This is a genomic window from Streptomyces luteoverticillatus, assembly GCF_003970715.1.
Classification (GTDB): domain Bacteria; phylum Actinomycetota; class Actinomycetes; order Streptomycetales; family Streptomycetaceae; genus Streptomyces; species Streptomyces abikoensis.
Genome location: NZ_CP034587.1, coordinates 4,237,003 through 4,261,622, shown reverse-complemented (window position 1 = coordinate 4,261,622; position 24,620 = coordinate 4,237,003). Strand labels below are relative to the sequence as shown.

Genomic DNA, 24,620 nt, shown 5'->3' with positions numbered 1-24,620 from the left:
CGGGCACCCCCACGGCGGGCAGCCGAAGCGCCTCAGGAGTGGCCGAGGTCCTCTTCGGTGTCCGGCGCGGCCGCCTCGTCGTCCTCCCGGAGCGGGAGGACGTCGACGCGCGTCTCGTCGATCACCGGCGGAGCCGGCCGCGGCGGCCGCGGCATGACGGCCGCCTCGGAGTGCCCGCCGCACCCGTAGGAGAGGGAGACGACGTGGCCGTCCGCCGGTCCGAACTCGTTCGCGCAGACGCCGAACGCCTGGCCCAGCGAGCCGCCGATGGGGACGAGGAAGCCGCAGCTGACGCAGGACGCGGGGGCCGCCTGGGCCATGGGCGTCTTGGAGCCGTGGGACTCGTCCCAGCGGTCGGCAGCGGTGTGGAGGCCGTAGCGGGAGAGGACCCGGGCGCGGCGCATGCCGAGTTCCTCGGCGAGGGCCGCGATGGAGCCGCGCCGGGGCGCGGTGGGCAGCTCGCGCGGGGGGCCGGCCGTGACGTCCGCGTCCTCGGCCTCGACGAGCTCGGCCATCTCCTCGGAGACGGCGGAGCTCGGCGGCGGCTCCTCCTCGCCGGAGTAGCCCTGCTCGAGGCGCAGGTCCTCGGCGTCGGTGGGGAGGAGGTCGCCGGGGCCCATGTCGCCGGGGCGCAGCCGCTCGCTCCAGGGCACCCATTCGGGGGCGAGGAGGGCGTCGGAACCGGGCAGGAGGACGGTCTCGTCGAGGGTGACGGCCTTGGCGCGGGAGGCGCGGGCGACGGTGACGGCCCAGCGCCAGCCCCGGTAGCCGGGGTCCTCGCAGAGGAAGTAGTGCGTGACGACGCGGTCCCCGTCGGCGACGACCTCTACGTGGTCGCCGACCTTGCCCGGCCGGGCCGCTTCCTCGGCGGCCGCCCGGGCGAGTTCGACCGCCTCGGCGCACAGGCGGTCCGGGGTACGGCTTCGCATCGCAGCACTCACAAGAATCGATTCTCTCTTCCACGCCGTCTCACGAGTGCGCCAGCCGAACGATCGGGCGTGCGAACGGAGCGGACCGCTGGGCCGCGTCGACGTCCGCGCCCGACGGCCTGGGGCGCACCTGTCATCACCCATTCTGCGGGATCTGGACTCGGGGTGCGGCCAGGAGCTGCGGCCGGTGGCGCGCTACGCACGCTACCCCGCGCGGCCACCCGGGGGATACCCGGGCTTCGGCGAGCCCCGCGCGTCGTGGCGGACGGGCCCGGCGCGTCGTGGTGGGTCGTCGTGGGTCGTCGTGGGCCGCGCGCCCCGTCGGTACCGCGAAAGTGCCATGCATGGTGTCAGTTGGGGCAGTATGGCGTGGTGGGAGCCATCCGGTCAGCCGAGGGCGGTCCGCTGCGCCGTACGGCCCGGAGCGCCGGCCGGGTGCTGCGCGCTCCCTTCCGGGGCGCGGCGCGAGGCGTGCGCCGGGCGACGCACGCGCACGGCGCGGGCGAGTCGGGCCTGGGCAAGCTGATCGAGCTCCACGCGGTGAATTCAGCGGGTGACGTGTTGATCACGATCGCCTTGGCGTCGACCGTTTTCTTTTCGGTTCCCACTGATCAGGCGCGTGGGCGGGTGGCGCTCTACCTCGCGGTGACGATGGCGCCCTTCGTCTTCCTCGCGCCGGTGATCGGGCCGCTGCTGGACCGGGTGCCGCACGGCCGGCGGGCGGCGATGGCCTCCGCGATGCTGGCCCGTGCCCTGCTGGCGCTGATGATGTCGGGCGCGGTGGCGAGCGGCGGGCTGGAGCTGTATCCGGCGGCGCTGGGCGTGCTGGTGGCGTCGAAGGCGTACGGAGTGGTGCGCTCGGCCGTGGTGCCGAGGCTGCTGCCACCGCGGATCGCGCTGGTGAAGGCGAATTCCCGGGTGACGCTGGGCGGCCTGCTGGCCACGGGCCTGGCGGCCCCGCTGGGCGCGGCGCTGCATCAGCTGGGGCCGCAGTGGCCGCTGTACGGGGCGTTCGTGGTGTTCGCGTTCGGGACGTATCTGTCCTTGTCGTTGCCGCACAAGGTGGACTCCGCGAAGGGGGAGGCCCGGGCGCGGCTGGCCGCTCCCGAGTCCCGGCGGCGGGGCAGGTGGTGGGGGCGGTCCAAGGCTCCCGGGCTGCGGACCGTGGGGGCTTCGGTGCTGCACGGGCTGCAGGCCAACGGCGCGCTGCGGATGCTGTCGGGGTTCCTGACCTTTTTCCTGGCCTTCCTTTTGCGAGTGCATCCGCTGGGCGGGTTGAGTCCCGCGTTCTCGCTCGGGTTCGTGGCCGTGGCGGCCGGCGCGGGGAACGCGCTGGGGACGGCCATGGCGGCGCTGCTGCGCTCGCGCGGGCCGGAGAAGATGATCGCGCTGGTGCTGTCGGTGACGCTGGGGACGACGATCGTGGCGGCGGTGCTGTTCGGGGCGTTCATGGTGGTCGTGGTGGCGGCGGTGGCGGGGATCTCGCAGGCGCTGGGGAAACAGTCGCTGGATTCCCTCATTCAGCGGGATGTGCCGGAGGAGGTGCGCACCTCCGCGTTCGCCCGTTCGGAGACCTTGTTGCAGATGTGCTGGGTGGTGGGCGGGGCCATCGGGATCCTGCTGCCGCTCAACGGGGTGGTGGGGATGTCCGTGGCGGCGGCGTTCCTGGCGCTGGGGGCGGCCACTGCCGTACGGGGGCTGCTGGCGGCCGCCCGGCGCGGCTCGCCGCACCCGCGCGTGGCCTGATGCGAGGGGCCCGATAGCCTGCCCGCATGACCGTTACTGATGACCTCGCGGTGTCGGGTCGCGCCTCCGGGGAGCTCGGCCGCGGCAAGCGCCGCCGCGCCGCTGCCGCCGTCGGGGCCGTGGCCCTCGGGCTCGTCGCCCTCACCGCCTGCGACAAGCCCACGCCGCTGGCGACCGTGACCGTCGGTTCGACCACGGTGACCTCCGAGGCCGCCTGCTACGACGACGGCAACTCCCTCGGCAACGAGAAGGTCGCCTCCTGCCTCAAGGAGAGCGGCGGCGAGACCGTCAAGGCGTCCATGGAGGACAAGCTCCGCTTCGGCGTCGACCCGAAGATCGCCGACGAGGGCTGGACCATCTTCATCAACGGCCAGCCCGCCGAGCAGGAGCCGAACAAGAAGACGTACCGGACGATCCCGGCCAGCGCCTTCTTCGCCGGCGGCCAGGGCGGTGCGGCCGCCAAGACGCAGGTCAGCATCGTCGAGGTGAGCACGGGCAAGGCCCTGGGCGTCTGGAACTTCACCGTCGAGCGCGAGTCCTGACCCCGCGACCGATGCGAGTTCTCGTCGTCACCGCCGTCCCGGCGGAACGTGACGCCGTGACCGCCGCGGCGCCGGAGCGGCGGGAGTTCCCGCTGCCCGGCGGCGCCGTGCTGCACCGGGTGGTGCCGGACGGCGGCGCGGTGGTGTGCGACGTGCTGGCCGCCGGTGTCGGCCCGGCCGCCGCGGCGGCCGGGGCGGCGACGGCGCTGACCGCCGCCGCGCTCGCGGGCGACCCCTACGACCTGGTGGTCTCGGCGGGCATCGCGGGCGGCTTCGCGCCCGCCGCGCCCGTCGGCGCCCTGGTGGTGTCCGACGCGCTGGTCGCCGCCGACCTGGGCGCCCAGTCCGGCGACGGCGGTTTCCTGTCGGTCACCGAGCTGGGCTTCGGCTCGCACACCCACCGGGCCCCGGAGGAGCTCGTCCGGGCCGTGGCCGGGGCGACCGGCGCGGTGCGCGGCGCGGTGCTGACCGTCTCCACCGCCACCGGCACCGCCGAGCGGGCCGGGGAGCTGGCCGTCCGTCACCCGGGCGCGGTGGCCGAGGGCATGGAGGGCTTCGGCGTCGCCGAGGCCGCGGCGGCCCACGGGGTGCCCGTGCTGGAGCTGCGTGCGGTGTCCAACGAGGTCGGGCCGCGCGACAAGGCTGCCTGGCGCATCGGGGAGGCGCTGCGGGCCCTCACCGGCGCTTTTGGTGGGCTTTTTCCGGTTTTTGCGGCTTTTCCCGCCCTTCCGGTATTGGGTTCTTCTTCCGGTTCTTCGCCTGCCACATTGGCCGAATCGCTGCCTGTTCAGGGGGGCTGACATGAGCGCGCCGCTCAAGACCGCTTATTCGCCGTGTCCCAACGACACCTTCGTCTTCGACGCCTGGGCCCACGGCCGGATCCCCGGCGCGCCCGTCCTCGACGTCACCTTCGCCGACATCGACATCACCAACGGCATGGCCGAGCGCGGTGAATTCGACGTGCTGAAGGTGTCCTACGCGGTGCTGCCGTGGGTGCTCGACGAGTACGCGCTGCTGCCCTGCGGCGGGGCGCTGGGGCGCGGCTGCGGCCCGCTGGTGCTGACCCGCGAGGCGGACGGCCCGGCGGAACCGGCGGATCTGGCGGGGAAGACGGTGGCGGTGCCGAGCGAGCGCTCGACCGCGTACCTGCTGTTCCGGCTGTGGGCGGCCGCCGAGGTCCCCGGCGGGGTCGGCGAGGTCGTGGTGCTGCCCTTCCACGAGATCATGCCGGCCGTGCGGGACGGCAAGGTGGACGCCGGACTGGTCATCCACGAGGCCCGCTTCACGTACCGGAACTACGGGCTGCGCAAGCTCGCCGACATGGGCGAGCACTGGGAGAGCACCACGGGCCTGCCCATTCCGCTGGGCGCCATCATCGCCAAGCGCTCGCTGGGCGCGGAGCGGCTGCGGGAGCTGGCCGAGACGGCCCGCGCGTCGGTGCGGATGGCCTGGGACGACCCGGCGGCCTCCCGCCCGTACGTCCTGGCGCACGCCCAGGAGATGGACCAGGCGGTGGCGGACCAGCACATCGGGCTGTACGTCAACGAGTTCACCGCGGGCCTGGGCGAGGAGGGCTACGCCGCCGTGCGCGGGCTGCTGACCCGCGCCGCGGCCGAGGGACTCGTACCGCCCCTCGGCCCGGACGCGCTCGAATTCGTGTAGCCCTGTAGCCCTACGGCCCTACACGTCCAGCTGGTCGGCCACGGCGCGGAGCATGCCCGCGATCTTGGAGCCGCTGGACTTGTCGGGGTAGCGGCCGCGCTCGAGCTGCTGGGTGACGTTCTCCAGGAGCGTGGTGAGGTCCTGGACGATGGAGGCCAGCTCATCGGGCTTGCGGCGCTGCGCGGCGGCGACCGACGGGGGGGCTTCGAGCAGGGTCACCGACAGCGCCTGGTCACCGCGCTGGCCGGCCACCACGCCGAACTCCACGCGCTGGCCGGGCTTGAGGGCGTCGACCCCGTCCGGGAGCACCGAGGAGTGCACGAAGACGTCTCCGCCGTCGTCGCGGGAGAGAAAGCCGAAGCCCTTCTCGCTGTTGAACCACTTGACCTTGCCGGTAGGCACGTCTGTCCTCGTCCTCGTGTCTCGTCGGATACCGAAAAAAACGAAAAATCGCTGTAATCAAGAGAAAAAACAGCTCTGAAACAGCTCTGGATAGCACTACAGCGGGCCGCAAGACCCGCTACCCCCAAGGCTAATGGTCCCGGGCCCGGTGACAAGACGTCCTCGGGTCGTACCTGTGCGCGTCCGATCTGTTCGCCGTCATCCGGCCGCCATACCGCCGCCCTGGGATCTACCCTGGTCAGGTGAGTAGCGAAACGCCCCGAGCCGGGGATCTGCTGGTACGGACCGGCGCCGTCGTCTTTCTCGTCGGCGCGGTGGCCACTTTGGCCACGGTCGCCCCGCTGTTCCTCGGTGCCGATCCCCTGCCGCCCGCGGCGTACTTCGTCTGCATGCTGATGGGCGTGGGATTCGTGATCTCCGGGGCCGGGGTGCTGCGCTCCATCGCCGAGCAGCGCCGCGAGGCGCGCGGGGCGATGGATCCCGCGAGCTAGAGCGACGGATTCCGCGAGCCAGTCCGTCTAGAGCCGGCCCGTAGGGCTAGTCCGTCGGGCCGGCGCGGTGTCCGCGCAGCCAGGCCGGGAAGTCGGTCAGACCGCCGGGCAGGACGACGTCCGCCCCGGCCGCGCTCAGTTCGGCCACGCCGTACGGCCCCGTGGGCACCGCCACGGCGAGCGCGCCGGCCTTCCGCGCGCCGAGGACGTCCCCGATGTGGTCGCCGACGTAGACGGACGCGCCGTGGGCGCGCAGCGCGAGGGCCTTGTCCTCGGCCCACAGGTCGCCGATGAGTTCCTCGGCGTCGATGCCCAGGTGGTCCAGATGGAGCCGGGCGTTCCGGGGGTTCTTGGCGGTGACGACGATGGCCCGTCCGCCCAGCTCCCGGATGGCGGCCAGGGATTCGCGGGCGCCCGGCATCGCGGGCGAGGGGGCTATGCCGTGCTCGGGGTAGCCGGCCAGGTAGAGGGCGTTGGCCTCGGCGACCTCCTCCTCCGGGAACCAGTTGCGCAGTTCCTCGACGAGCGGCGGGCCCAGTCTGCTGATGACGAGGTCGAGGTCGATGTGGGTGCCCGTGGCGGCGGCGAGCGCCGCGTAGGCGGCCCTGATGCCGGGTCGCGAGTCGACCAGGGTCAGGTCGAGGTCGAAGCCGACCGTGAAGGCGTACCGGTGGTCCGTGCGCGGGGCCGTGCTCGGATACGGGGTCATGCCCCATATTGTGCCGCGCATCCCACCCGTACACTTAGCCTCGCCTAACCGCAGCCGTTCGCGGCATTGGGGCCGTCATGGCCGCAATGCCGGTTTGTCGACCTGTCGGCCCTTTTGAGGCCGGCGTTTTGGAAGCGATGTCAGCCGCCGTCCCGATCAGCAGCCCCGGACCGTCGTCGGTCCGCCGCCGCGTCGGCTGGATGGCGGCAGCGGTCGCCGCCCTGGTCGTCGCGGCCCTGCTCAGCCTCGCCGTCGGCAGCCGCCCGGTGGCCCCCTCCCACGTCCTCGACGCGCTGCTGCACGGCGGCACGGACCCCGACTCCGTGACCGTGCGCAGCTTCCGCGTGCCGCGCACCCTGATCGGGGTGATGGTCGGCGCGGCCCTCGCCCTGGCCGGCACCGCGCTCCAGGGCGTCACCCGCAATCCCATCGCCGACCCGGGCGTCCTCGGCATCAGCCAGGGCGCCTCGCTGGGCGTCGTCGTGGCCATGACGGCGGCGGGGCTGCACCGGCTGAGCGACTACGTCTGGTTCGGCTTCACGGGCGCCGCCGTCGCCGCCGTGGGCGTCTACGCCGTCGCCACACGCGGGCGCGGCGGGGCCTCGCCGGTGAAGCTGGCGCTGGCCGGGGCCGCGATCAACGCGCTGCTGGTCTCCGTCATCTCCGGCGTCCTGACCACGGAGGCGTCCGCGCTGGACGAGTTCCGCTTCTGGCAGGTCGGCTCGATCGCCGGGCGCGACGCGGCCGTCGCCGCGCAGCTCTGGCCGTTCCTGCTCGCGGGCGCGGCGGCCGTGCTGGCGTCCGCCCGGGGCCTGGACGCGCTGGCGCTGGGCGAGGACATGGCGAAGGGCCTGGGCCGCAACGTGGGGCTCGTCCGGATCACCGCCGGGCTCGGCGCCACCGTGCTCACCGGCGCGGGCGTCGCGGCCGCCGGGCCGATCGCCTTCCTGGGCCTGGCCGTCCCGCACATCGCCCGCGCGCTCGTGGGCACCGGACACCGCTGGGTGCTGCCCATGGCCGCGCTGCTCGGCCCCGTGATCCTGCTGACCGCCGACGTGCTCGGCCGGGTGATCTACACGGAGGGCGAGGTGCCGTCCGGCGTGATGACCGCGCTGCTCGGCCTGCCGTTCCTGGTGACGCTGGTCCGCCGCAAGGCGGTGGCGGCGTGAGCGCGATATCCCCCGTCCGTCCCCACGGGTACGCGCTGGTCCGGGCCGGGCGCGGCTCGTTCCTCGTCCACCGGCGGGCCACGGCCGTCGCCCTGGCGCTGACCGTGCTGCTGGCCGGGGCGTGCCTGGCGTACCTGTGCCTGGGCATGCCGGACACCTCCCCGGGGGAGGTCCTGAAGGTGCTCCTCGGACAGCCGTCCCCCGCCGAGTTCGCCGTGGGCACCGCCCGGCTCCCCCGGATGACCGTGGGCCTGCTGGCCGGCGCGGCCTTCGGCGTGGCCGGGGCGCTCATCCAGACCGTCGCCCGCAACCCGCTGGCCAGCCCCGACGTCATCGGGGTCAGCCAGGGCGCGGGGGCGCTGACGGTCGGGGCGATGACCTTCGGGATCACCTCGTACTCCACCCTGCCCTATCTGTCGGTGGCGGGCGGGCTGCTCGCGGCGGGCCTCGTCTACGCCTTCGCGTGGCGGGGCGGGCTGCAGGCCGCGCGCTTCGTGCTCATCGGCATCGGCTTCGCCGTCGCCCTGCGCTCGGTCACCCACCTGTTCCTGACCAAGGGCGACTACCTCGTCGCCCAGCAGGCCAAGGTGTGGCTGACGGGCTCCCTGGGCGCCCGCGGCTGGGACGAGGCGGCACCGCTCGCCTGGACCCTGCTGGCCGCCCTGCCCGCTATCTGCTGGGCCGCGCGGGCGCAGCGCACGGTGTCGCTGGACGACGCCACCGCGACCGCGCTGGGCGTCCGGCTGAACCGGACCCGGCTGGGGCTGGCGGGCCTCGGCGTCGTCCTCGCCTCCGTCGCCACGGGCGCGGCGGGCCCGGTGGACTTCGTGGCGCTGCTCGCCCCGCAGATCGCCCGCCGCATGACCCGCACGGCGCAGATCCCGCTGCTGGGCTCGGCGCTGCTGGGCGCGTTCATCGTGGTGACGGCGGATCTGCTGGGGCGCAAGCTCCTGGAGCCCACCCAGCTGCCGGTGGGCGTCCTCACGGCGGCCGTGGGGGCGCCGTACCTGATCTGGCTGATCGCCCGCGGGCGTACGGGAGGGAAAGCGTGACTGTCACCGCCAATGCCACGAGCCGGCTCGGTGCCCGGGAGCTGACGCTCGCGTACGAGGAGCGCACGGTCGTCGAGGGCCTGGACCTGGACGTCCCGGACGGCCGGGTCACGGTGATCGTCGGCCCGAACGCATGCGGCAAGTCGACACTGCTGCGCGCGCTGGGGCGGCTGCTGAAGCCCGCGCGGGGCTCGGTGCTGCTCGACGGCGAAGAGCTCGCCCGCATCCCGACCCGGCGGGTCGCCCAGTCGCTGGGGCTGCTGCCGCAGACGCCCGTGGCGCCCGAGGCCATCACCGTCGCCGACCTCGTCGCGCGCGGCCGGCAGCCGCACCAGCGGTGGTGGCAGCAGTGGTCGGAGGACGACGAGCGGGCCGTCGCGGACGCCATGGCCCGCACGGACGTCGCGGCGCTCGCGGACCGTCAGGTGGACGAACTCTCCGGCGGGCAGCGCCAGCGGGTGTGGATCGCGATGGCACTGGCGCAGGAGACGGACCTGCTGCTGCTCGACGAGCCGACGACGTACCTGGACATCTCCCACCAGGTGGAGGTCCTGGACCTCGTCCGGCGCCTCAACCACGAGCGGGGGCGGACGGTCGTCGCCGTGCTCCACGACCTGAACCAGGCGGCGCGGTACGCGGATCATCTGGTCGCGATGAAGGCGGGGCGGGTGGTGGCGGAGGGGCGGCCGTCGGACGTGGTGAGGGCGGAGCTGGTGCGGGAGGTCTTCGGCCTGGAGGCGGTCGTGGTGCCCGATCCCGTGACGGGCGGCCCGATGGTCGTACCGGGGAGGCCGTGGGAGGGGTGACGATGCCCCAGTCCCGCCCCTTCCCGTTTCCTGGGGCTCCGCCCCAGACCCCGGTCCTCAATCGCCGGACGGGCTGATTTCAGCCCGTCCGGCGATTGAGGACACCGCGCGTCAGCCCGGCCGCCGCGCCCGCCACAGGACGAAGACCGCCGACGCCACCGCCGCGACCTTCACCACCACCGGCCACGTCTCCGCCAGGGCCGACGCCATCGCACCCTGCGGTATCGGGTCGCCCCAGCGACCCTCCGTGCGGCCCCAGAGCCAGACCACCGCACCGGCCACCGCCAGGCCCGGCACGCCCATCACGGCCCACTTCGACTCCGTCCGCGTGAGGCGGCGCGTCGCGTAGGCCAGGGCCCAGCCCGCCGCCAGGACCAGCCAGTTGCCGAGGATCGCCCCAGCGACGAGCAGCACGGCCACGAGCAGGAGGAGCGGGCTCATGGGGACGCCGTCCTTGGAACGCCAGAAGCTGAAGCGGCGGTCGCCCTCAAGGGACTCGGCGGACTCGACGGCTTCGTCGGCCTCCTCCGCCGCCGACGAGGCCGGCGCGTCCTCGACGACCTCGGGACCCTTCACAGGCGGCGGCTTCAGCATGTCCGGGATCTCGATCCCCCCGGTGAACCCGTGCACGGCGTCCCCCGCGCTCCCGCCCCCCGCATCCGCCTGTGCGAAAGGCCCCGGCTCCACGCGCCACCAGTCGGCCCGTCCGAGCTCCTCCTCCGTCGCCAGGTGCGGCGGCGCCGCGGGCCCGCCGAGCCGGGGCGGGCGGTGCGGACGGGGCGCGACGGGCACGGACGGCACCGCCTCCTCCGCCCCCGGCCGCCGCTGCGCCGGCACCCGCCCGACACCCCCGCCGCCGTCCGCCGTGCCCGAGGCCGCCACCGCCTCCGACGGCGTACCCAGCCCGTCGAGGATGCGCCGCACGGCGGCGGGGGTGTCGGCGGCCTCGGCCGCGCGCCGGCGTTCGATCTCGGCACGCAGCCGCGACACCAGCCGCATCCGGTCGCCGGAGGTGAGCGACTGTCTCTGGGCGAGATCCCCGACCTTGCTCAGATAGTCGTAAACCAGCTGATCGCTCTCGATCCCCACCGAAGCCCCCAAGGCCGCACGAGCCGTCGAACCCCACCGAAGGTACCGGTTCCGCACCCACCGTCACCCGGTCACGGACGAAGGCCCGGCCAAGCCGGTGAACCCGGGGCCGCGGCACGGCGACCCGGTACCGTAAACAGAATGACCACTTCGCGGGAGAACGGCAGCACCGGCGGCGGTACGGCGGCGGCGCCGCGCACACTCGCCGAGGAGCTGCGGGGGCGGCCCGACGACGCCCTCGCCGATCTCCTGCGCGCACGGCCCGACCTGCTCAGTCCCGTGCCCGGCGACCTCACCCAGCTCGCCACCCGCGCCGCCACCCGGGCCTCCGTCGTCCGGGCGCTGGACCGGCTGGACCGGTTCGCGCTCCAGGTCGCCGAGGCGCTGGCCGTGGCCCCCGACCCCTGCCCGTACGGGACGCTCGCCGCACTCATGAACGGCGACCGACCGGATGACCCGAGGGTCGCCGCCGAGCTCCCGCGCGCCGTCGCCACGCTGCGCGAGACGGCCCTGGTGTGGGGCGGCGAGGACCGGCTGCGGCTCGTCCGCACCGCCCGCGAGCTCCTCGCGCCCTCCACGCTTCCTTCCCGCGGGGGCACGTCCTCCCCCACCGGGCTGGGCCCCGCCGTCGCCGAGGTGACGGCCGGGATGTCACCGGGCCGGCTGCAGGAGATCATCGCCGCGGCCGGGCTGCCCGCCACCCACGACCCGGTGACCGCCGTGGCAGCGCTGACCGCCCTCTTCGAGGACCGCGAGCGCATGGCCGCGCTGCTCTCCGGCGCGCCCGCCGAGTCCCTGGCCGTGCTCGGCAAGCTCCAGTGGGGCCCGCCCTACGGCACGGTCACCGCCACGCCCGCCCCGCACCTGCGCTGGCTCCTCGACCGGGGCCTGCTGCTGACCGTCACGCCCGGCAGCGTCGTCCTGCCCCGCGAGGCGGCCCTCCACCTGCGCGCCGGGCGCGCGCACCGCACCACCGAGCCGGTCGCGCCCGGCCTCGCGCCCGTCACCGAGCACTCCCCCCAGGTCGTCGACGCGGCCGCCGCCGGCCAGGCGTTCACCGCGCTCACGACCGTCGAGGAGCTCCTCGCCGACTGGGAGACCGCCGGCCCGCTCGTGCTGCGCGCGGGCGGCCTGAGCGTCCGGGACCTCAAGCGCGCCGCGACCCGTCTGGACACCACCGAGACGGCCGCCGCGTTCTGGGCCGAGCTGGCGTACGCGGCGGGCCTGCTCGCCTCCGACGGCGACGTCGACGAGCGCTACGCCCCCACCCCCGCCTACGACGACTGGCTGCCGCTGCCCGCCGAGCTCCGCTGGCAGCGCCTGGTGACGGCGTGGCTGGCCATGACCCGCACGCCCGGTCTCACGGGCGAGAAGGACGCCAAGGGCCGGACGCTCTCCGCCCTCGGCCCGGACCTCGACCGCTCCCCCGCCCCCGAGGTCCGCCGCCGGGTGCTGACCCTCCTCGCCGAGCTGCCCGCCGGGGCGTCCGTGGCCGAGGAGACGCTGCTGGCCCGGCTGCGCTGGGAGCGGCCGCCGCGCCCGGCGGCCCCGGACGCGCCCGAGGACACCCGCTCCCGGCTGGCCCGCTGGGCGCTGGCCGAGGCGGAGCTGCTGGGCGTGACGAACCGGGGCGCGCTCTCCGCGCCCGGCCGCGCCCTGCTCGACACCCCCGGCAAGGCCCCGGGCCTGCTCGCCCCGCTGCTGCCCGAACCGCTGGACCACGTCCTGCTCCAGGCGGACCTGACCGCCGTCGCCCCCGGCCCGCTGCGGCGCCCGCTCGCGCAGACCCTGGCGGTGCTCGCGGACGTCGAGTCCAAGGGCGGCGCGACCGTCTACCGCTTCACCCCCGACTCGGTGCGCCGCGCCCTGGACGCGGGCCGCACGGCGGCCGACCTCCACGCGTTCCTCACCGCGCACTCGCGGACGCCCGTGCCCCAGCCGCTCGCGTACCTGGTGGACGACGTGGCCCGGCGGCACGGTCGGCTGCGGGTCGGCGCGGCGTCGTCGTACCTGCGCTGCGACGACGAGGCCGTGCTCGGCGAGATCCTCGCCGACCGCCGCTCGGCGCCGCTGCGGCTGCGCCGGCTCGCCGGTACCGTCCTGGCGGCGCAGGTCGCGCCCGACGCGCTGCTGGAGGGGCTGCGGGCGATGGGGTACGCGCCGGCGGCGGAGTCCGCCGAGGGCGACGTGGTGGTCAGCCGCGCCGACGCCCACCGCACGCCGCCGCGCACCGCCCCGGCGCCCGTCCCCGACGGTCCGCCCGTGCCCGACTCGACACTGCTGGGCGCAGCCGTCCGCGCCGTCCGGGCGGGGGACCTGGCCGCCACGGCCGAACGCAAGCCCGTCGCCGCCCCGGCCCCCGCCGACGGCGGGCTGCCCCGCACCACGTCCGCCGACACCCTCGCCACGGTCCAGGCCGCCGTCCTCACCGGCGCCGCCGTCTGGATCGGCTACGTCAACGCGGAGGGCGCGGCCAGCCAGCGCGTCATCGCCCCGATCCGCGTGGAGGGCGGCTTCGTCACGGCGTACGACCACACGGCGGACGAGGTCCGGACGTATCCGCTGCACCGCATCACGGGAGTGGCGGAACTGGCCGATTCCTAGCCGCTCCGGCGCTTGAGGAGCGGGGGTCCGGGGGCGGAGCCCCCGGGAAACGGTGAAAGGGCGGGACCGGGGCCCCTGACACCGAACAGGTACGTCACGCCGAACCCCACCCCGTACCCCACCAGCAGCCCGAGCCCGTAGACCACCACCGCCCTCCCCAGCCCGTGGTTCCCCGCGAGCAGCGGGAACAGCGCCCACCCCGACGGCCCGATGGCCGTCGCCCCCACCGAGTACCCCAGCTGGTGGCAGAGCCCCACGAACGCGCCCCCGAACGCGCCCCCCACGCAGGCGGTGGCGAACGGCCGCCCCAGTGGCAGCGAAACCCCGTAGATCAGCGGCTCCCCGATGCCGAGAAGCGCTGCCGGAAGGGCGGAACGGATCACCCTGCGAACCGACACGTCACGCGCGAGCCGGACGTAGACCGCCAGCGCCGCCCCCACCTGCCCCGCGCCCGCCATCGCCAGCAGCGGCAGCAGCACCGTGGAGCCCCGCTCGGCGATGAGCGTGGTGTGGATGGGGATGAGCGCCTGATGGAGGCCCAGCATCACCAGCGGCAGGAACAGCCCGCCCAGCGCGAAGCCCGCCACCGCGCCCCCGTTGGCCAGCAGCCACTCCGCGCAGCGGCCGATGGCCGCCGACACCTCGCCCGCCACGAACATCAGCCCGTACAGCGTCACCAGCCCCGGCAGCAACACCGTCAGGGAGGGCGTCACCAGCACGTCCAGGGCCTCCGGCACCACCCGCCGGCACGCCTTCTCCACGACCGTCCCCAGCAGCGCCGCGCCCAGCGCCCCCAGCACCCCGCCCTGCCCGGGCGCCAGTTGCCGGCCGAGGACGGCGACGTGCGCGACGCCCGGGTAGACGATGACGGCCGCGACCGCCCCGCCCAGCACGGGCGTGCCGCCGAACTCCTTCGCCGTCCGGTACCCGACGAACACCGCGATCAGCGACATGAAGCCGGAGGCGATCGCGGACAGCGCCGGGACGAGCGCGGGCAGCCAGTGGAGATTGGCGAGCAGCCCGGTGGCGCCGGCGATGACGCCGCAGCCGACGAGGGCGGGGATCAGCGGGACGAAGATCTGGGCGAGGCGGCGGAGGAAGAGCTTGCCGGGCGTGGCGTTACGGGCCCGCTGCCGTTCCCGCAGCGTGGCGCCGCGCTCGGCGAGGGACTCCGCAGGGGATTCGGCGGTCGCCAGCCGTTCCAGCTCCGGAGCCACCCGGGCGACCGTCCCCGGCCCCAGCACGATCTGCCACGACTCCCCGTCCTCCACCACGCCCAGCACGCCCGGCAGCGCCCGCAGTTCCGCGCCCCGGACCGCCGACCGGTCCGCGACCTCCACGCGCAGCCGGGTCATGCAGTGGCCGACGGTACGGACGTTGCCGGCGCCGCCGAGGAGGGGAAGGAGGGCGGCGGCGGTGTCCTGATGGTTCATCAGGGCATGACGCTACGGCCCGTGACGGACGATCAGCCGCGCGCCGCGCCCGCCGCGCGCAGGGCGGCGCGCAGATGGCCGTGCGACTCCGCCAGCAGCCGGGCGGCCGTGGGCCCGTCGACCTCGCCGAGGAGGATCAGGATGGCGTTCTTCACCTCGCCGCCGGCACCGGTCAGCGCCGCCTCGATCTCGTCGTCCGCCGCGCCCGTCGCGAGGGAGACGATCCGCCGGGAACGGGCGCGCAGCTTCTCGTTGGAAGCGCGGACGTCGACCATGAGGTTCCCGTAGGTCTTGCCGAGCCGCATCATCGTGATCGTCGAGATCATGTTGAGGACGAGCTTCTGCGCCGTGCCCGCCTTCAGCCGGGTGGAGCCGGTGAGGAGTTCGGGCCCCACGACGACCTCGACGGCGTGCTCGGCGGCCGCGCCCAGCGCCGAACCGGCGTTGCAGGCCAGCCCCACCGTGAGCGCACCGGCCGCGCGGGCGTGCCGGACGGCCCCCACGGCGTAGGGGGTGCGGCCCGAGGCGGAGACGCCGACGACCGTGTCGTCGGGCCCGAGCTCCATCGCGTCCAGGTCGGCGGCGGCCCGCGCGGCGTCGTCCTCGGCGCCTTCGACGGCCGCCACCAGGGCCTTCGGGCCGCCCGCTATCAGGCCGACGACCTGCCCGGGGCCGGTGTTGAACGTCGGCGGGCACTCGCTCGCGTCCAGCACGCCCAGCCGCCCGGCCGTGCCCGCGCCCGCGTAGATCAGCCGGCCGCCGCGCGCCATGCGTTCGGCGGTCGCGTCGATGGCCGCGGCGATCTCCGGGAGCCGGGACGCGACGGCGGCGGCGACGGTGGCGTCCTCCGCGTTCATGATCCCGGCGATGTCGCGGGTGGGCAGCCGGTCGATGTCGGCGAGGTCGGGCCGGAACGCCTCCGTGGTGAGGGCGGCCAGCTGCGCCCCGAGCGCGGCCTGGTCGGCGGAGGAGTCCATGGGCGGTTCCTTGTCGGTCTGTCGGTCTCAGCGCCGGTCGCGCGGGGCGTGCCGGTGGGCCAGCGCCTCGTAGGAGGCGGACAGGGCGGGCGCCGCGCGTTCGTACGTCCGCTGCGCGACCCCGATGAACAGGCAGTCCACCACGAGCAGCTGGCTCGTGCGGCTCGACATGGCCGCCGGGCGCAGCTCGCTCTCCCGGGCGGAGGACGTGGTGAGGATGTGATCGGCGTACTGGGCGATCTCCCCGTCGGGCCGCCCGGTGATCGCGACCGTGGTCGCCCCGCGCTCGAAGGCGACGCGCAGCGGTTCGATGACGTCGGTGGTGCGCCCGGAGTGGGTGATGGCGATGGCCACGTCCCCGGCGCGCAGCTGGACGGCGTTGGTGACGGCCAGGTGGGGATCGACGGGCGCGTGCGCGATCAGGCCGATGCGCAGCAGCTTCTGGACGAGGTCCTGGCCGACGAGGTTGGAGGCGCCGATCCCGTAGACGTCGACGCGCCGGGCGGCGGCGAGGGCGGCGACGGCCGCCTCCAGCGCGGCGGCGTCGAGCCCGGCGGCGGTGTCCGCCAGGCACTGCGCCTCCTCCTGGGCGAGCTTGGCGACGACGCGGGCCAGCGGGTCGTCGACGGCGATGTCGGCGGTGACGGCGGGGGCCCGGCCCGCCGCCTGCTCGGCCGCGAGCGCGGCGAGCGCGAGCCGCAGATCGCGGTAGCCGGGGTAGCCGAGGACGCGGGCGGTGCGCACGACGGTGGCCTCGCTGGTGCCCGTGCGCTCCGCGAGCCCGGTGACGGTGAGCGCCGCGGACCCGGCCGGGTCGCCCGCCACGGTCTCGGCGACGCGCTGCATGGAGCGGGTCATGGACGGCGCGAGGGTGCGCACCTTGGCGGCCAGGGCGGCGGGCGGGGTAGGGAGCGCCGGACGGGAAGTGATGGCAGTTTCCTTCACCTTGCTGCTCACATCGTGAAAGGTATTTTCGGCCCGGTGTGCCGTCAACCCTCCGGGCGCCCGACAATGGATCGCATGGAGCTCGAACAGGCACTGCACACGGCACGGGCGCTCGTCCTCGCCGATCTGGTGGCGGGCGACGCGGCCGACGCCGACGTCGTCTCGCTGGTCGAGGACGCGGTCGCGCACCGGCGGTGGTGGGTCGAGCAGTGGCCGGAGGGCACGGCGTTCCTGCCCGGCCTGGTGGCCCAGGACGTCCAGGACGCCCTGCTGGAACGGCACGGCCGCTGGCCCCTGTGCCCGGTGTGCACGGACACGGGCGACCCCCACGCCCTGGAGGTCGAGCCGGAGCTCGGCCCCGACCCGCACTGGGCCTGCGCCAAACAGGCCGTGCTGATCGCGCCCGTGGGCTCCCTGGGGACGGCCCTCGGACACGGGCACGACCACGGGCACGACCACGACCACGGGCACTGACCTGATGGGCTTCCGGTGACCCTCTACATCGACCCGCCGAACTGGCCGGGCCACGGCCGCATGTGGTCCCACCTGGTCAGCGACGTCTCCTTCGACGAACTCCACACCTTCGCCGCCGGCCTGGGCCTGCCCGGCCAGGCGTTCGACGGCGATCACTACGACGTGCTGTCGACGACGTACGGGGACGCCGTGCGGCTGGGCGCGGTGGAGGTGAGCAGCCGCGAGGTGGTGCGGCTGCTACGCCTCTCGGGGCTGCGGCGGCCGAAGCGGTAGGGGTTACCCCCCAGGGCCGTCGCGGCAGGGCTCAGCCGCGACGTACGAGCCCGGCGGTGCCGGACTCGGCCGAGGCACCCGCTCCGCCCGCCACGACCCGCGACGTCCCGTGGTGCAGCCGCGACGCGATGGCCGTCGTCCCCAGTGCCAGCACCGCGAGCAGCGCCCCGAGGCCGGCCACCGCCGGGTAGCCCCACCCGGCGGCGATGACGAGGCCGCCCAGCCAGGGCCCGACCGTGTTGCCGATGTTGAACGCGGACGTCGTCGTCGCCCCCGCGAGCGTCGGCGCCGCGTTCGCGACGTTGAACATCCGCGCGTTGAGCGCGGGCGCCGTGACGAACGCCGCGACGCCGAGCAGCAGCGCGAGCGCCACGGCCGCGACCGCCAGGTGCGCGGTCAGCGCCAGCAGCGTCATCACGGCGGCGGACGCCGCGATCCCGCCGTACATCGTGCCGAACAGGTGCGCGTCGGCGATCCGCCCGCCGATGGCCGTCCCGATGAGCGCCCCGACGCCGAAGAGCGCGAGCACGGTCGGGACCCAGGACTCCCTCAGCCCGGCGGTCTCCGTGAGCAGCGGGGCGAGGTACGAGAAGAGGGAGAAGACGGCGGCGGCGTTGAGCGCGGTGGCGATCAGCGCGAGCCAGACCTGCCGGTCGCGGTAGATGGCCAGCTCGTCACGGAGCCGCGGCGCGTCCGGGCCGCCCGCACGCGCGGTCGTCGGCACGAGCGCCAGCACCCCGGCGAGCCCGAGCACCGACAGCGCGGCCACCGCCCAGAACGCGGCGCGCCACCCCGCGTGCTGCCCCAGCAGCGCGCCCGCGGGCACGCCGACGATGTTGGCGACGGACAGGCCACCCACCATCACCGCCATGGCCCGGGCGCGGGCGTCCGCCGGCACCAGCGACACGGCCACCGCCGCGCCGACCGCCCAGAACCCGGCGCAGGCCAGCGCGCTCACCACCCGGGACGCGAACAGCACCCCGTACGAGGGCGAGAGCGCCCCCGCCACCTGGCCCAGGCCGAAGACGGCGAGCAGCGCCACCAGCGTCGTCCGGCGGGGCAGCCGCAACGTCGCCGCCGCGAGCACGGGCGCGCCGACGACCATGCCGATGGCGAACGCGGACACCAGCAGCCCGGCGCGCGGGATGGAGACGTCCATGTCGCGGGCGATGGGCTGGAGCAGCCCGGACAGCATGAACTCGGACGTTCCGAGGGCGAACACGGAAAGGCCGAGGACGTACACGGCGGCGGGCATGGACGACGTGGGGCGAGGTATGGAGTTCGGCGGCATACCCATGGCCAGCATGATCACCACCGGAGGTATTCCCCTCGTCCTCTCAGTCCCCTCAGTCCCCTCGGTCGTCTCAGCCGGTGAGCAGCTCCAGCTCGGCCGTGAGGTTGCGCCGGGCCAGCAGCTCCCAGCGGTCGTGGCCGAGCGGGGTGCGGAACAGCCGGGGCAGCGCCAGCAGCTGGCGGAGTACGGCGGCGCGGCCCTCGCGGAAGACGTCGTCGGGCACGAAGCCGTACTCCTCGCGGACGGCCGCCGCGTAGTGCGCGTACTCGTGCGGTGTGCCGCCGAGGACGGCGAGGTCGGCGTCGCAGAGGGTCTCGCCGTCCCGGTCGCCGGGGGCGGGGTCGTGGCTGGTGGTGAGCCGGACGAGGCGGGCGACCTCGGTGGTACGGGTGTGGTCCAGGCCCAGCTCGGGCAGGGCGCGCTCGGCGAGATGGGCGGAGCGCTCCTCGTTCTCGGAGCGGTCGGGGCGGTAGACGGCGTCGTGGAACCAGGCGGCGAGCCGGACGGTCTCGATGTCCTCGGCGTGGGGGGCCAGCGCGTCGAGGTGGCCGAGGACGGCGGCGAGGTGGTCGACCGTGTGGTACCGGCGCTGCGGCTCCCCCCAGCGCGCCAGGAGGTCGTCGGCGTACGGGCCGGGGTCCGGCCCGTCGACGGTGCGGACCCGTTCGACGGTCTCCCGCCAGCGGGCGTGCAGGGCCTCGTGGGGACTCGTGGCTGCCATGACTCGATTATGTGCCCCGTAGGAGGGGTGATTGAGGGGACGGCCGCGTGCACGGCCCGCGCGTGTGGCAGGCTTGAGTACATGTCTAGACCAATTCTTGAGGTAATCGCGCTCGGCCCCGAGGACGCGGCGGCCGCACAGGCCGGAGGTGCGGACCGGCTCGAACTGGTCAGCGACATGGCCGCCGACGGCCTCACGCCGGCCCGGGAGACGTTCGCCGCCGTACGGGACGCCGTCGACATCCCCGTGCGGGTGATGCTGCGCGCCGCGGACGGCTTCGCGGCGGGCGGCGCGGCGGCGCTGGAGGCCCTGTGCGGCACGGCGCGGGCGCTGCGGGCGGAAGGCGCGGAGGAGTTCGTCCTCGGCTTCCTGACCGACGACGGCCGGGCCGACCTCCCGGCGGTGGCGGCCCTCGCCGACGCGGTCGGGCCCCGGGCCCGCTGGACCTTCCACCGCGCGATCGACCGCGCGGCGGACCGCGACGCGCTGCGCAAGCAGCTCGCCGACCAGCCCGGTCTCGACACCTACCTCACCGCCGGCTCCGCCTCCGGCGTCGACGACGGCCTCGCCACGCTCCTCGCCGAGGCGACGCGCCGCGACGAACCCGGCTACGAGCCGCAGATCATGGTCGGCGGCGGGCTGAAGCTCAAGCACGTGCCGGTGCTGCGGTCGGCGGGCCTCACCGCCTTCCACATCGGCGGCGCGGCGCGCCCTTCCGGCTGGGACTCACCGGTCTCGGCCGACGCGGTCCGCACGTGGCGCGCGGCACTGGACGGCTAGCGCGGGGCCCGGCGCGGGGGTCCGGGGCGGAGCCCCGGGAAACGGGAAGGGGCGGGACAGGGGCCCCTTCCCGCCGCGACGGCGCTCAGCCGAGACGTACCGGCCCGGCGGTGCCGAACAACCGCACCCGGCCGCCCCGGCACACCCGGCAAGCTCACCCCAGCGCCCCCGGCAAGGGCTCCGCATGCACCACCGTCAGCCCCGAAACCGCCCGCGTCAGCGCCACGTACAGCCGCCGCAGCCCCGTCCGCTCGTCCGGCTCCCCCGCCACCACCGCCGCGGGCTCGTCCAGCACGACGTAGTCGTACTCCAGGCCCTTCGCCAGCGACGCCGGTACGAGCGTCAGCCGTGCCGCCTCCGTCGTCTCCTCGCCCGGCGCGAGGTACGGCAGCCCCGCCGCCGTCAGCAGCTCGCCCAGCACCGCGACCCGCGCGTCCGCCGCGATCAGGCCGACGGATCCCTCCCGCGCCAGCGCCTCCCCGCACGCGGCGAGCACCGCGTCGTCCAGCCCGTCGAGCGCCACCGCCCGTACCGCGAAGTCGCCCGGCGACTCCCGCATGGACGTCGCCGCCGCCAGCCCCGGCGCGATCGCGGGCAGCAGCCGCGACGCGTACGCGATGACCTCGCGCGGCACGCGGAAGCCCTGCGTCAGCTCCTCCACCGCCGCGTCCGGCTTGCCCAGGTGGGTCAGGGCCTCCGCCCAGCTCGACGTCGCCCACGGCGTCGTGCCCTGCGCGAGGTCGCCGAGGATCGTCGCCGAACCGGTCGTACAGCGGCGGCCCACCGCGCGGTACTGCATGGGCGAGAGGTCCTGGGCCTCGTCCAGGACCACATGGCCCAGCGACGGGGTGCGCGCCACGAGGTCCGTCGCCTCGTCGATCAGCACCGCGTCCGCCGCCGACCACTTCGCCGACCGGACGCTCCGGGCCGGCCGGGCCCACAGCACGGTCCGCTGCTCGTCCTCCGTCAGCACCCCGGCCGCGTGCTCCGCCAGGAACTCCGCGTCGGACAGCAGCCGCAGCACCAGCTTCGCCGGGTCGACGGCCGGCCACACGGCCTTGACGGCCGCCTTCACGGCCGCGTTGCGCGCGACCGCGTCCTGTACCCGGTCGTCGGGGGCCTCGCCGGCCTCCTCCATACGGACGAGCACGGCGTGCGCGATGCGCTGCGGCAGCGCGTCGCGCGCGGCGCCGTAGCGGATGTCGCGGTCGAGCAGCTCCCGCACGATCTCCTCGATCTCGTACGCCGGGACCCGCCAGCGCCGCGACCCGCGCACCACGACCACCGGCTCCACCGGCATCGTCACCCCCGCCCGCACCGCGCGCCGCAGCACCTCGGCCATCCGGGCGTCGCCCTTGATCCGCGCGGCGTCGGCGGAGTCCGCGCCCCGCACCTCCACATGACCGACGAGGTCGTCGACGGTCGCCTGCGCGACGTTCAACTCACCCAGGGCGGGGAGCACTTGCTCGATGTAGCGGAGGAAGGACCGGTTCGGGCCGATGACGAGCGTGCCGGTGCGGGCGAGGCGCTCGCGGTGGGCGTAGAGCAGGTACGCGACTCGGTGCAGCCCGACGGCCGTCTTCCCGGTGCCGGGCGCGCCCTGGACGCACACCGTGCCGCCGATGCCGGCGCGGACGATCTCGTCCTGCTCGGGCTGGATGGTCGCGACGATGTCCCGCATGGGGCCGACGCGCGGCCGTTCGATCTCGGTCTGGAGCAGCCGGCTCGCCTGCTCGCCGCCCGCCGCGTCCGTGAGGTCCTCGTCCTCGTAGGCGGTCAACTCGCCGCCGGTGTAACCGAACCGGCGGCGCGTCCCGACGTCCATCGGGTCCTTCTTCGAGGCCCGGTAGAACGGCTGGGAGACCGGCGCGCGCCAGTCGATCACCATCGGGTCGCCGTCGCCGTCGTGGACGTGCCGCCGCCCGATGTAGAACCGCTCGCCCTCGGCCCCCTCGGCCTTCTCCGCCCCGGGTGCGTGGAGATAGTCCAGCCGGCCGAAGAAGAGCGGGGTGTGCGCGAGATCGGCGAGGGCGGCGATGCGCTCGTCGATCTGCCGCTGGAGGACGGCGGCGTTCACCCAGTTGGCCGTGACGTCCTTGATGTCGAGCGCCTCCACATCGGCCCGCATCGCCCGCAACGCGGCGCGGGACGAGGCGAGATGGGCACGCTCGCGCTCCAGGGGATCGTTCGCGTTGACGGATTGCGCGGTCATGGATTGCGCGGTCATGGATTGCGCGGGCACGGCGGAGCCTCCAGACGTACGGCGGACGAGAGGAAGCCGCCGGTTTCCGTCCGGACGGCGGCGCGCTCCCGTACAGCTGGTCAGGAGGCGGCGGGAAGGGTGGATTGTAGTCAGTCGTCCCCAGGGCGCGCGAATGATTTTCCGGCGCGCCCCTGCTCACCCGCCCCGCGCGGGCTCAGTCCTCGGCCAGGAGGATGTCCGCGTCGTCGAAGATCCGCAGGACCACGAGCAGCAGACGCCCCCGCGACACCATGTACTCGGCCACGATCTGCGACGTGAGCCGGATTTCCCTGTCCTGCTCACCGGCGCCGATGGGCCGCGACAGCTCCGTGTAGGGGTCGCGCGCCAGGATCTCGATCGCCTTCTCGAACGAAGCCCTGCGCACAGGGTCCAGCCGATCGCGGTCACGCGCCGCCGGCTCGGTGTACAGCACCTCGTAGATGTCCTGGTGAGACATGTCGCTCTCTCCTTGCCATGGCGCGATTCCCCCGCCAGCGTACCGAGTGGGCCCCCTCACGGGGAGCGGATCAGGCGTCCTCCCCCGCCAGCAGCGAGTCCGCGTCCACGATCCGGTACGCGTACCCCTGCTCCGCGAGGAACCGCTGGCGGTGCGCCGCGAAGTCCTGGTCGACCGTGTCCCGGGCGACCACCGAGTAGAAGCGCGCCTCGTGCCCGTCGGCCTTCGGGCGCAGCACCCGGCCCAGCCGCTGGGCCTCCTCCTGCCGGGAGCCGAAGGTGCCCGACACCTGGATGGCGACCGTCGCCTCCGGCAGGTCGATCGAGAAGTTGGCGACCTTGGAGACGACCAGCACCGAGATCTCGCCCGCCCGGAAGGCGTCGAAGAGCTTCTCGCGCTGGGCGTTGGTCGTCTCGCCCTTGATCACGGGCGCGTCCAGGTGCTCGCCCAGCTCGTCGAGCTGGTCGATGTACTGGCCGATGACCAGCGTCTGCTCCCCCCGGTGCTTGTGCACCAGGGCCTCCGTGACCTTCCGCTTGGTGGCGGTCGTCGCGCAGTACCGGTACTTGTCCTCCGTCTCGGCCGTCGCATAGGCCAGCCGCTCGGAGTCGGTGAGGTTGACGCGCACCTCGACGCAGTCGGCGGGGGCGATATAGCCCTGCGCCTCGATCTCCTTCCAGGGCGCGTCGAAGCGCTTCGGCCCGATGAGGGAGAAGACGTCGGACTCGCGCCCGTCCTCGCGCACCAGCGTCGCGGTCAGCCCGAGCCGTCGCCGGGCCTGGAGGTCGGCGGTGAACTTGAAGACGGGCGCCGGCAGCAGGTGCACCTCGTCGTAGACGACCAGGCCCCAGTCGCGGGAGTCGAAGAGCTCCAGATGCGGGTAGACGCCCTTCCGCCTGGTCGTCAGCACCTGGTAGGTGGCGATGGTGACCGGACGGATCTCCTTGCGCGTACCGCTGTACTCGCCGATCTCGTCCTCGGTCAGGGACGTCCGCTTCACCAGCTCGTGCTTCCACTGACGCGCGGAGACGGTGTTGGTGACCAGGATCAGCGTCGTCGCCTTCGCCATGGCCATCGCGCCCGCGCCGACGAGCGTCTTGCCGGCGCCACAGGGCAACACGACCACGCCCGAGCCGCCGTGCCAGAACCCCTCCACGGCCTGCCGCTGGTACGGGCGCAGCGCCCAGCCGTCCTCGGCGAGCTCGATGGGGTGCGCCTCGCCGTCCACGTACCCGGCGAGGTCCTCGGCGGGCCAGCCCAGCTTGAGCAGCGTCTGCTTGATCTGGCCGCGCTCGGAGGGGTGGACGGCGACGGTGTCCGGGTCGATCCGGGCGCCCACCAGCGGCTTGATCTTCTTCGAGCGGAGGATCTCCTCCAGCACGGGCCGGTCGGTGCTCTCCAGCACCAGCCCGTGCACCGGGTGCTTGAGCAGCTTCAGCCGCCCGTAGCGGGCCATGGTCTCGGCGATGTCGACGAGCAGGGCGTGCGGCACGGGGTAGCGGGAGTACGAGACGAGCGCGTCGACGACCTGCTCGGCGTCGTGCCCGGCGGCCCGCGCGTTCCACAGCCCCAGCGGGGTCACCCGGTAGGTGTGGATGTGCTCGGGCGCGCGCTCCAGCTCCGCGAAGGCGGCGATGGCACGCCGGCACTCGTCGGCACGCTCGTGGTCCACCTCCAGCAGCAGGGTCTTGTCGCTCTGGACGATCAGGGGTCCGCTCACGCCTCGGCCTTCCGCTCTCCTCGGTCCCGCCCGTGGTGCGGGACAAGCTTCCAGTGTCCCTTATTCACCGCCGACGGGTGGGGCCGCCCGAAAAGGCCCCGGG

Annotated in this window: 24 protein-coding genes; 12 read left to right on the top strand and 12 right to left on the bottom strand. The window is 74.6% G+C overall.

The features are described from left to right. Positions 1-32: 32 nt before the first annotated feature. Positions 33-929 carry a DUF3027 domain-containing protein gene (locus tag EKH77_RS18935; protein ID WP_126915522.1) on the bottom strand — a complete coding sequence of 299 codons (897 nt, stop codon included), beginning with the start codon at positions 927-929 and terminating at the stop codon, positions 33-35. A gap of 372 nt (positions 930-1,301) precedes the next feature. Between EKH77_RS18935 and EKH77_RS18930 the strand changes: the two genes are divergently transcribed. Genes EKH77_RS18930 through EKH77_RS18915 form a run of 4 tightly spaced genes read left to right on the top strand, consistent with a single transcriptional unit; the run spans position 1,302 to position 4,879 of the window. Then, positions 1,302-2,675 carry an MFS transporter gene (locus EKH77_RS18930; protein WP_126915521.1) on the top strand — a complete coding sequence of 458 codons (1,374 nt, stop codon included), beginning with the start codon at positions 1,302-1,304 and terminating at the stop codon, positions 2,673-2,675. Between the two features lie 26 nt (positions 2,676-2,701). After that, the gene (locus EKH77_RS18925) at positions 2,702-3,217 is read left to right on the top strand and encodes a DUF2771 domain-containing protein (RefSeq protein WP_126915520.1); all 516 of its coding nucleotides are present in this window, start codon (positions 2,702-2,704) and stop codon (positions 3,215-3,217) included. Between the two features lie 11 nt (positions 3,218-3,228). Next, positions 3,229-4,017 carry a futalosine hydrolase gene (locus tag EKH77_RS18920; protein WP_126915518.1) on the top strand — a complete coding sequence of 263 codons (789 nt, stop codon included), beginning with the start codon at positions 3,229-3,231 and terminating at the stop codon, positions 4,015-4,017. Between the two features lies 1 nt (position 4,018). Further along, complete coding sequence (locus tag EKH77_RS18915; protein ID WP_126915517.1) at positions 4,019-4,879, top strand: 1,4-dihydroxy-6-naphthoate synthase; 861 nt, start codon at positions 4,019-4,021, stop codon at positions 4,877-4,879. 18 nt (positions 4,880-4,897) lie between these two features. Here EKH77_RS18915 and EKH77_RS34360 read toward each other — a convergent pair whose 3' ends face one another. Next, positions 4,898-5,281 (bottom strand): cold-shock protein, encoded by a 384-nt coding sequence (locus tag EKH77_RS34360; RefSeq protein ID WP_126915516.1) that lies wholly within the window; start codon positions 5,279-5,281, stop codon positions 4,898-4,900. 242 nt (positions 5,282-5,523) lie between these two features. On the opposite strand from EKH77_RS34360, the gene EKH77_RS18905 reads away from it, so the two are divergent. Beyond that, the gene (locus EKH77_RS18905; protein ID WP_126915515.1) at positions 5,524-5,772 is read left to right on the top strand and encodes a hypothetical protein; all 249 of its coding nucleotides are present in this window, start codon (positions 5,524-5,526) and stop codon (positions 5,770-5,772) included. A 46-nt stretch (positions 5,773-5,818) separates the two neighbouring features. Here the strand turns inward: EKH77_RS18905 and EKH77_RS18900 are convergent, their stop codons facing one another. After that, positions 5,819-6,481 carry an HAD family hydrolase gene (locus tag EKH77_RS18900; protein WP_126915514.1) on the bottom strand — a complete coding sequence of 221 codons (663 nt, stop codon included), beginning with the start codon at positions 6,479-6,481 and terminating at the stop codon, positions 5,819-5,821. A gap of 137 nt (positions 6,482-6,618) precedes the next feature. On the opposite strand from EKH77_RS18900, the gene EKH77_RS18895 reads away from it, so the two are divergent. From EKH77_RS18895 to EKH77_RS18885, 3 genes are read left to right on the top strand one after another with little or no spacing between them, the layout of a single operon-like run. Next, on the top strand, positions 6,619-7,650 hold the full coding sequence (locus EKH77_RS18895; RefSeq protein ID WP_126915513.1) for a FecCD family ABC transporter permease: 1,032 nt from the start codon (positions 6,619-6,621) through the stop codon (positions 7,648-7,650). After that, positions 7,647-8,702: a FecCD family ABC transporter permease gene (locus EKH77_RS18890; protein WP_126915512.1), complete on the top strand. Its 1,056-nt coding sequence runs from the start codon at positions 7,647-7,649 to the stop codon at positions 8,700-8,702. Before EKH77_RS18895 ends, EKH77_RS18890 begins: the two co-directional genes overlap by 4 nt. Then, positions 8,699-9,508: an ABC transporter ATP-binding protein gene (locus tag EKH77_RS18885; protein WP_126915511.1), complete on the top strand. Its 810-nt coding sequence runs from the start codon at positions 8,699-8,701 to the stop codon at positions 9,506-9,508. Before EKH77_RS18890 ends, EKH77_RS18885 begins: the two co-directional genes overlap by 4 nt. 111 nt (positions 9,509-9,619) lie before the next feature. Here the strand turns inward: EKH77_RS18885 and EKH77_RS18880 are convergent, their stop codons facing one another. Beyond that, positions 9,620-10,597: a hypothetical protein gene (locus EKH77_RS18880; protein WP_126915510.1), complete on the bottom strand. Its 978-nt coding sequence runs from the start codon at positions 10,595-10,597 to the stop codon at positions 9,620-9,622. Positions 10,598-10,738: 141 nt separating this feature from the next. Between EKH77_RS18880 and EKH77_RS18875 the strand changes: the two genes are divergently transcribed. Next, on the top strand, positions 10,739-13,201 hold the full coding sequence (locus tag EKH77_RS18875; RefSeq protein WP_126915509.1) for a helicase C-terminal domain-containing protein: 2,463 nt from the start codon (positions 10,739-10,741) through the stop codon (positions 13,199-13,201). Here EKH77_RS18875 and EKH77_RS18870 read toward each other — a convergent pair. Genes EKH77_RS18870 through EKH77_RS18860 form a run of 3 tightly spaced genes read right to left on the bottom strand, consistent with a single transcriptional unit; the run spans position 13,198 to position 16,568 of the window. Further along, positions 13,198-14,634: a PTS transporter subunit EIIC gene (locus EKH77_RS18870; RefSeq protein ID WP_126915508.1), complete on the bottom strand. Its 1,437-nt coding sequence runs from the start codon at positions 14,632-14,634 to the stop codon at positions 13,198-13,200. The two genes, EKH77_RS18875 and EKH77_RS18870, sit on opposite strands and share 4 nt — an antisense overlap. A gap of 32 nt (positions 14,635-14,666) precedes the next feature. Next, positions 14,667-15,611, bottom strand: a complete 945-nt coding sequence (murQ, locus tag EKH77_RS18865) for an N-acetylmuramic acid 6-phosphate etherase (protein WP_126915507.1) — start codon at positions 15,609-15,611, stop codon at positions 14,667-14,669. A gap of 27 nt (positions 15,612-15,638) precedes the next feature. Next, a complete protein-coding gene (locus EKH77_RS18860; RefSeq protein WP_126915506.1) occupies positions 15,639-16,568 on the bottom strand; it encodes a MurR/RpiR family transcriptional regulator in 930 nt (309 codons plus the stop codon). A gap of 63 nt (positions 16,569-16,631) precedes the next feature. Here EKH77_RS18860 and EKH77_RS18855 point away from each other — a divergent pair, with 63 nt between their 5' ends. Both EKH77_RS18855 and EKH77_RS18850 read left to right on the top strand, forming a co-directional pair. Beyond that, positions 16,632-17,030 (top strand): hypothetical protein, encoded by a 399-nt coding sequence (locus tag EKH77_RS18855; RefSeq protein ID WP_206279883.1) that lies wholly within the window; start codon positions 16,632-16,634, stop codon positions 17,028-17,030. Between the two features lie 15 nt (positions 17,031-17,045). Then, positions 17,046-17,303: a DUF4031 domain-containing protein gene (locus EKH77_RS18850; protein WP_126915504.1), complete on the top strand. Its 258-nt coding sequence runs from the start codon at positions 17,046-17,048 to the stop codon at positions 17,301-17,303. Positions 17,304-17,334: 31 nt separating this feature from the next. On the opposite strand, the gene EKH77_RS18845 is transcribed toward EKH77_RS18850, so the two are convergent. Both EKH77_RS18845 and EKH77_RS18840 read right to left on the bottom strand, forming a co-directional pair. Then, positions 17,335-18,600, bottom strand: a complete 1,266-nt coding sequence (locus tag EKH77_RS18845) for a Cmx/CmrA family chloramphenicol efflux MFS transporter (protein ID WP_417922800.1) — start codon at positions 18,598-18,600, stop codon at positions 17,335-17,337. Positions 18,601-18,667: 67 nt separating this feature from the next. After that, positions 18,668-19,318 (bottom strand): HD domain-containing protein, encoded by a 651-nt coding sequence (locus tag EKH77_RS18840; protein WP_126915503.1) that lies wholly within the window; start codon positions 19,316-19,318, stop codon positions 18,668-18,670. 81 nt (positions 19,319-19,399) lie between these two features. Between EKH77_RS18840 and EKH77_RS18835 the strand changes: the two genes are divergently transcribed. Continuing rightward, positions 19,400-20,098 carry a copper homeostasis protein CutC gene (locus EKH77_RS18835; protein WP_126915502.1) on the top strand — a complete coding sequence of 233 codons (699 nt, stop codon included), beginning with the start codon at positions 19,400-19,402 and terminating at the stop codon, positions 20,096-20,098. A gap of 154 nt (positions 20,099-20,252) precedes the next feature. Here the strand turns inward: EKH77_RS18835 and EKH77_RS18830 are convergent, their stop codons facing one another. The 3 genes from EKH77_RS18830 to EKH77_RS18820 form a co-directional block, all read right to left on the bottom strand. Then, entirely contained in the window at positions 20,253-22,310 is a 2,058-nt protein-coding gene (locus EKH77_RS18830) for a HelD family protein (RefSeq protein WP_126915501.1), read from the bottom strand. A gap of 205 nt (positions 22,311-22,515) precedes the next feature. Further along, entirely contained in the window at positions 22,516-22,797 is a 282-nt protein-coding gene (locus EKH77_RS18825; RefSeq protein ID WP_126915500.1) for a type II toxin-antitoxin system RelE family toxin, read from the bottom strand. Between the two features lie 70 nt (positions 22,798-22,867). Continuing rightward, on the bottom strand, positions 22,868-24,517 hold the full coding sequence (locus EKH77_RS18820) for a DNA repair helicase XPB (protein WP_126915499.1): 1,650 nt from the start codon (positions 24,515-24,517) through the stop codon (positions 22,868-22,870). Positions 24,518-24,620: the final 103 nt, after the last annotated feature.

Excerpts from the sequence above, each read along its gene's own strand:
- EKH77_RS18935 (WP_126915522.1), bottom strand. The coding sequence starts at position 929 with ATGCGAAGCCGTACCCCGGACCGCCTGTGCGCCGAGGCGGTCGAACTC.
- EKH77_RS18925 (WP_126915520.1), top strand. The coding sequence starts at position 2,702 with ATGACCGTTACTGATGACCTCGCGGTGTCGGGTCGCGCCTCCGGGGAG.
- EKH77_RS18920 (WP_126915518.1), top strand. The coding sequence starts at position 3,229 with ATGCGAGTTCTCGTCGTCACCGCCGTCCCGGCGGAACGTGACGCCGTG.
- EKH77_RS18915 (WP_126915517.1), top strand. The coding sequence starts at position 4,019 with ATGAGCGCGCCGCTCAAGACCGCTTATTCGCCGTGTCCCAACGACACC.
- EKH77_RS18900 (WP_126915514.1), bottom strand. The coding sequence starts at position 6,481 with ATGACCCCGTATCCGAGCACGGCCCCGCGCACGGACCACCGGTACGCC.
- EKH77_RS18895 (WP_126915513.1), top strand. The coding sequence starts at position 6,619 with ATGTCAGCCGCCGTCCCGATCAGCAGCCCCGGACCGTCGTCGGTCCGC.
- EKH77_RS18875 (WP_126915509.1), top strand. The coding sequence starts at position 10,739 with ATGACCACTTCGCGGGAGAACGGCAGCACCGGCGGCGGTACGGCGGCG.
- EKH77_RS18870 (WP_126915508.1), bottom strand. The coding sequence starts at position 14,634 with ATGAACCATCAGGACACCGCCGCCGCCCTCCTTCCCCTCCTCGGCGGC.
- murQ (WP_126915507.1), bottom strand. The coding sequence starts at position 15,611 with ATGGACTCCTCCGCCGACCAGGCCGCGCTCGGGGCGCAGCTGGCCGCC.
- EKH77_RS18855 (WP_206279883.1), top strand. The coding sequence starts at position 16,632 with ATGGAGCTCGAACAGGCACTGCACACGGCACGGGCGCTCGTCCTCGCC.
- EKH77_RS18845 (WP_417922800.1), bottom strand. The coding sequence starts at position 18,600 with ATGGGTATGCCGCCGAACTCCATACCTCGCCCCACGTCGTCCATGCCC.
- EKH77_RS18840 (WP_126915503.1), bottom strand. The coding sequence starts at position 19,318 with ATGGCAGCCACGAGTCCCCACGAGGCCCTGCACGCCCGCTGGCGGGAG.
- EKH77_RS18835 (WP_126915502.1), top strand. The coding sequence starts at position 19,400 with ATGTCTAGACCAATTCTTGAGGTAATCGCGCTCGGCCCCGAGGACGCG.
- EKH77_RS18830 (WP_126915501.1), bottom strand. The coding sequence starts at position 22,310 with ATGACCGCGCAATCCGTCAACGCGAACGATCCCCTGGAGCGCGAGCGT.
- EKH77_RS18825 (WP_126915500.1), bottom strand. The coding sequence starts at position 22,797 with ATGTCTCACCAGGACATCTACGAGGTGCTGTACACCGAGCCGGCGGCG.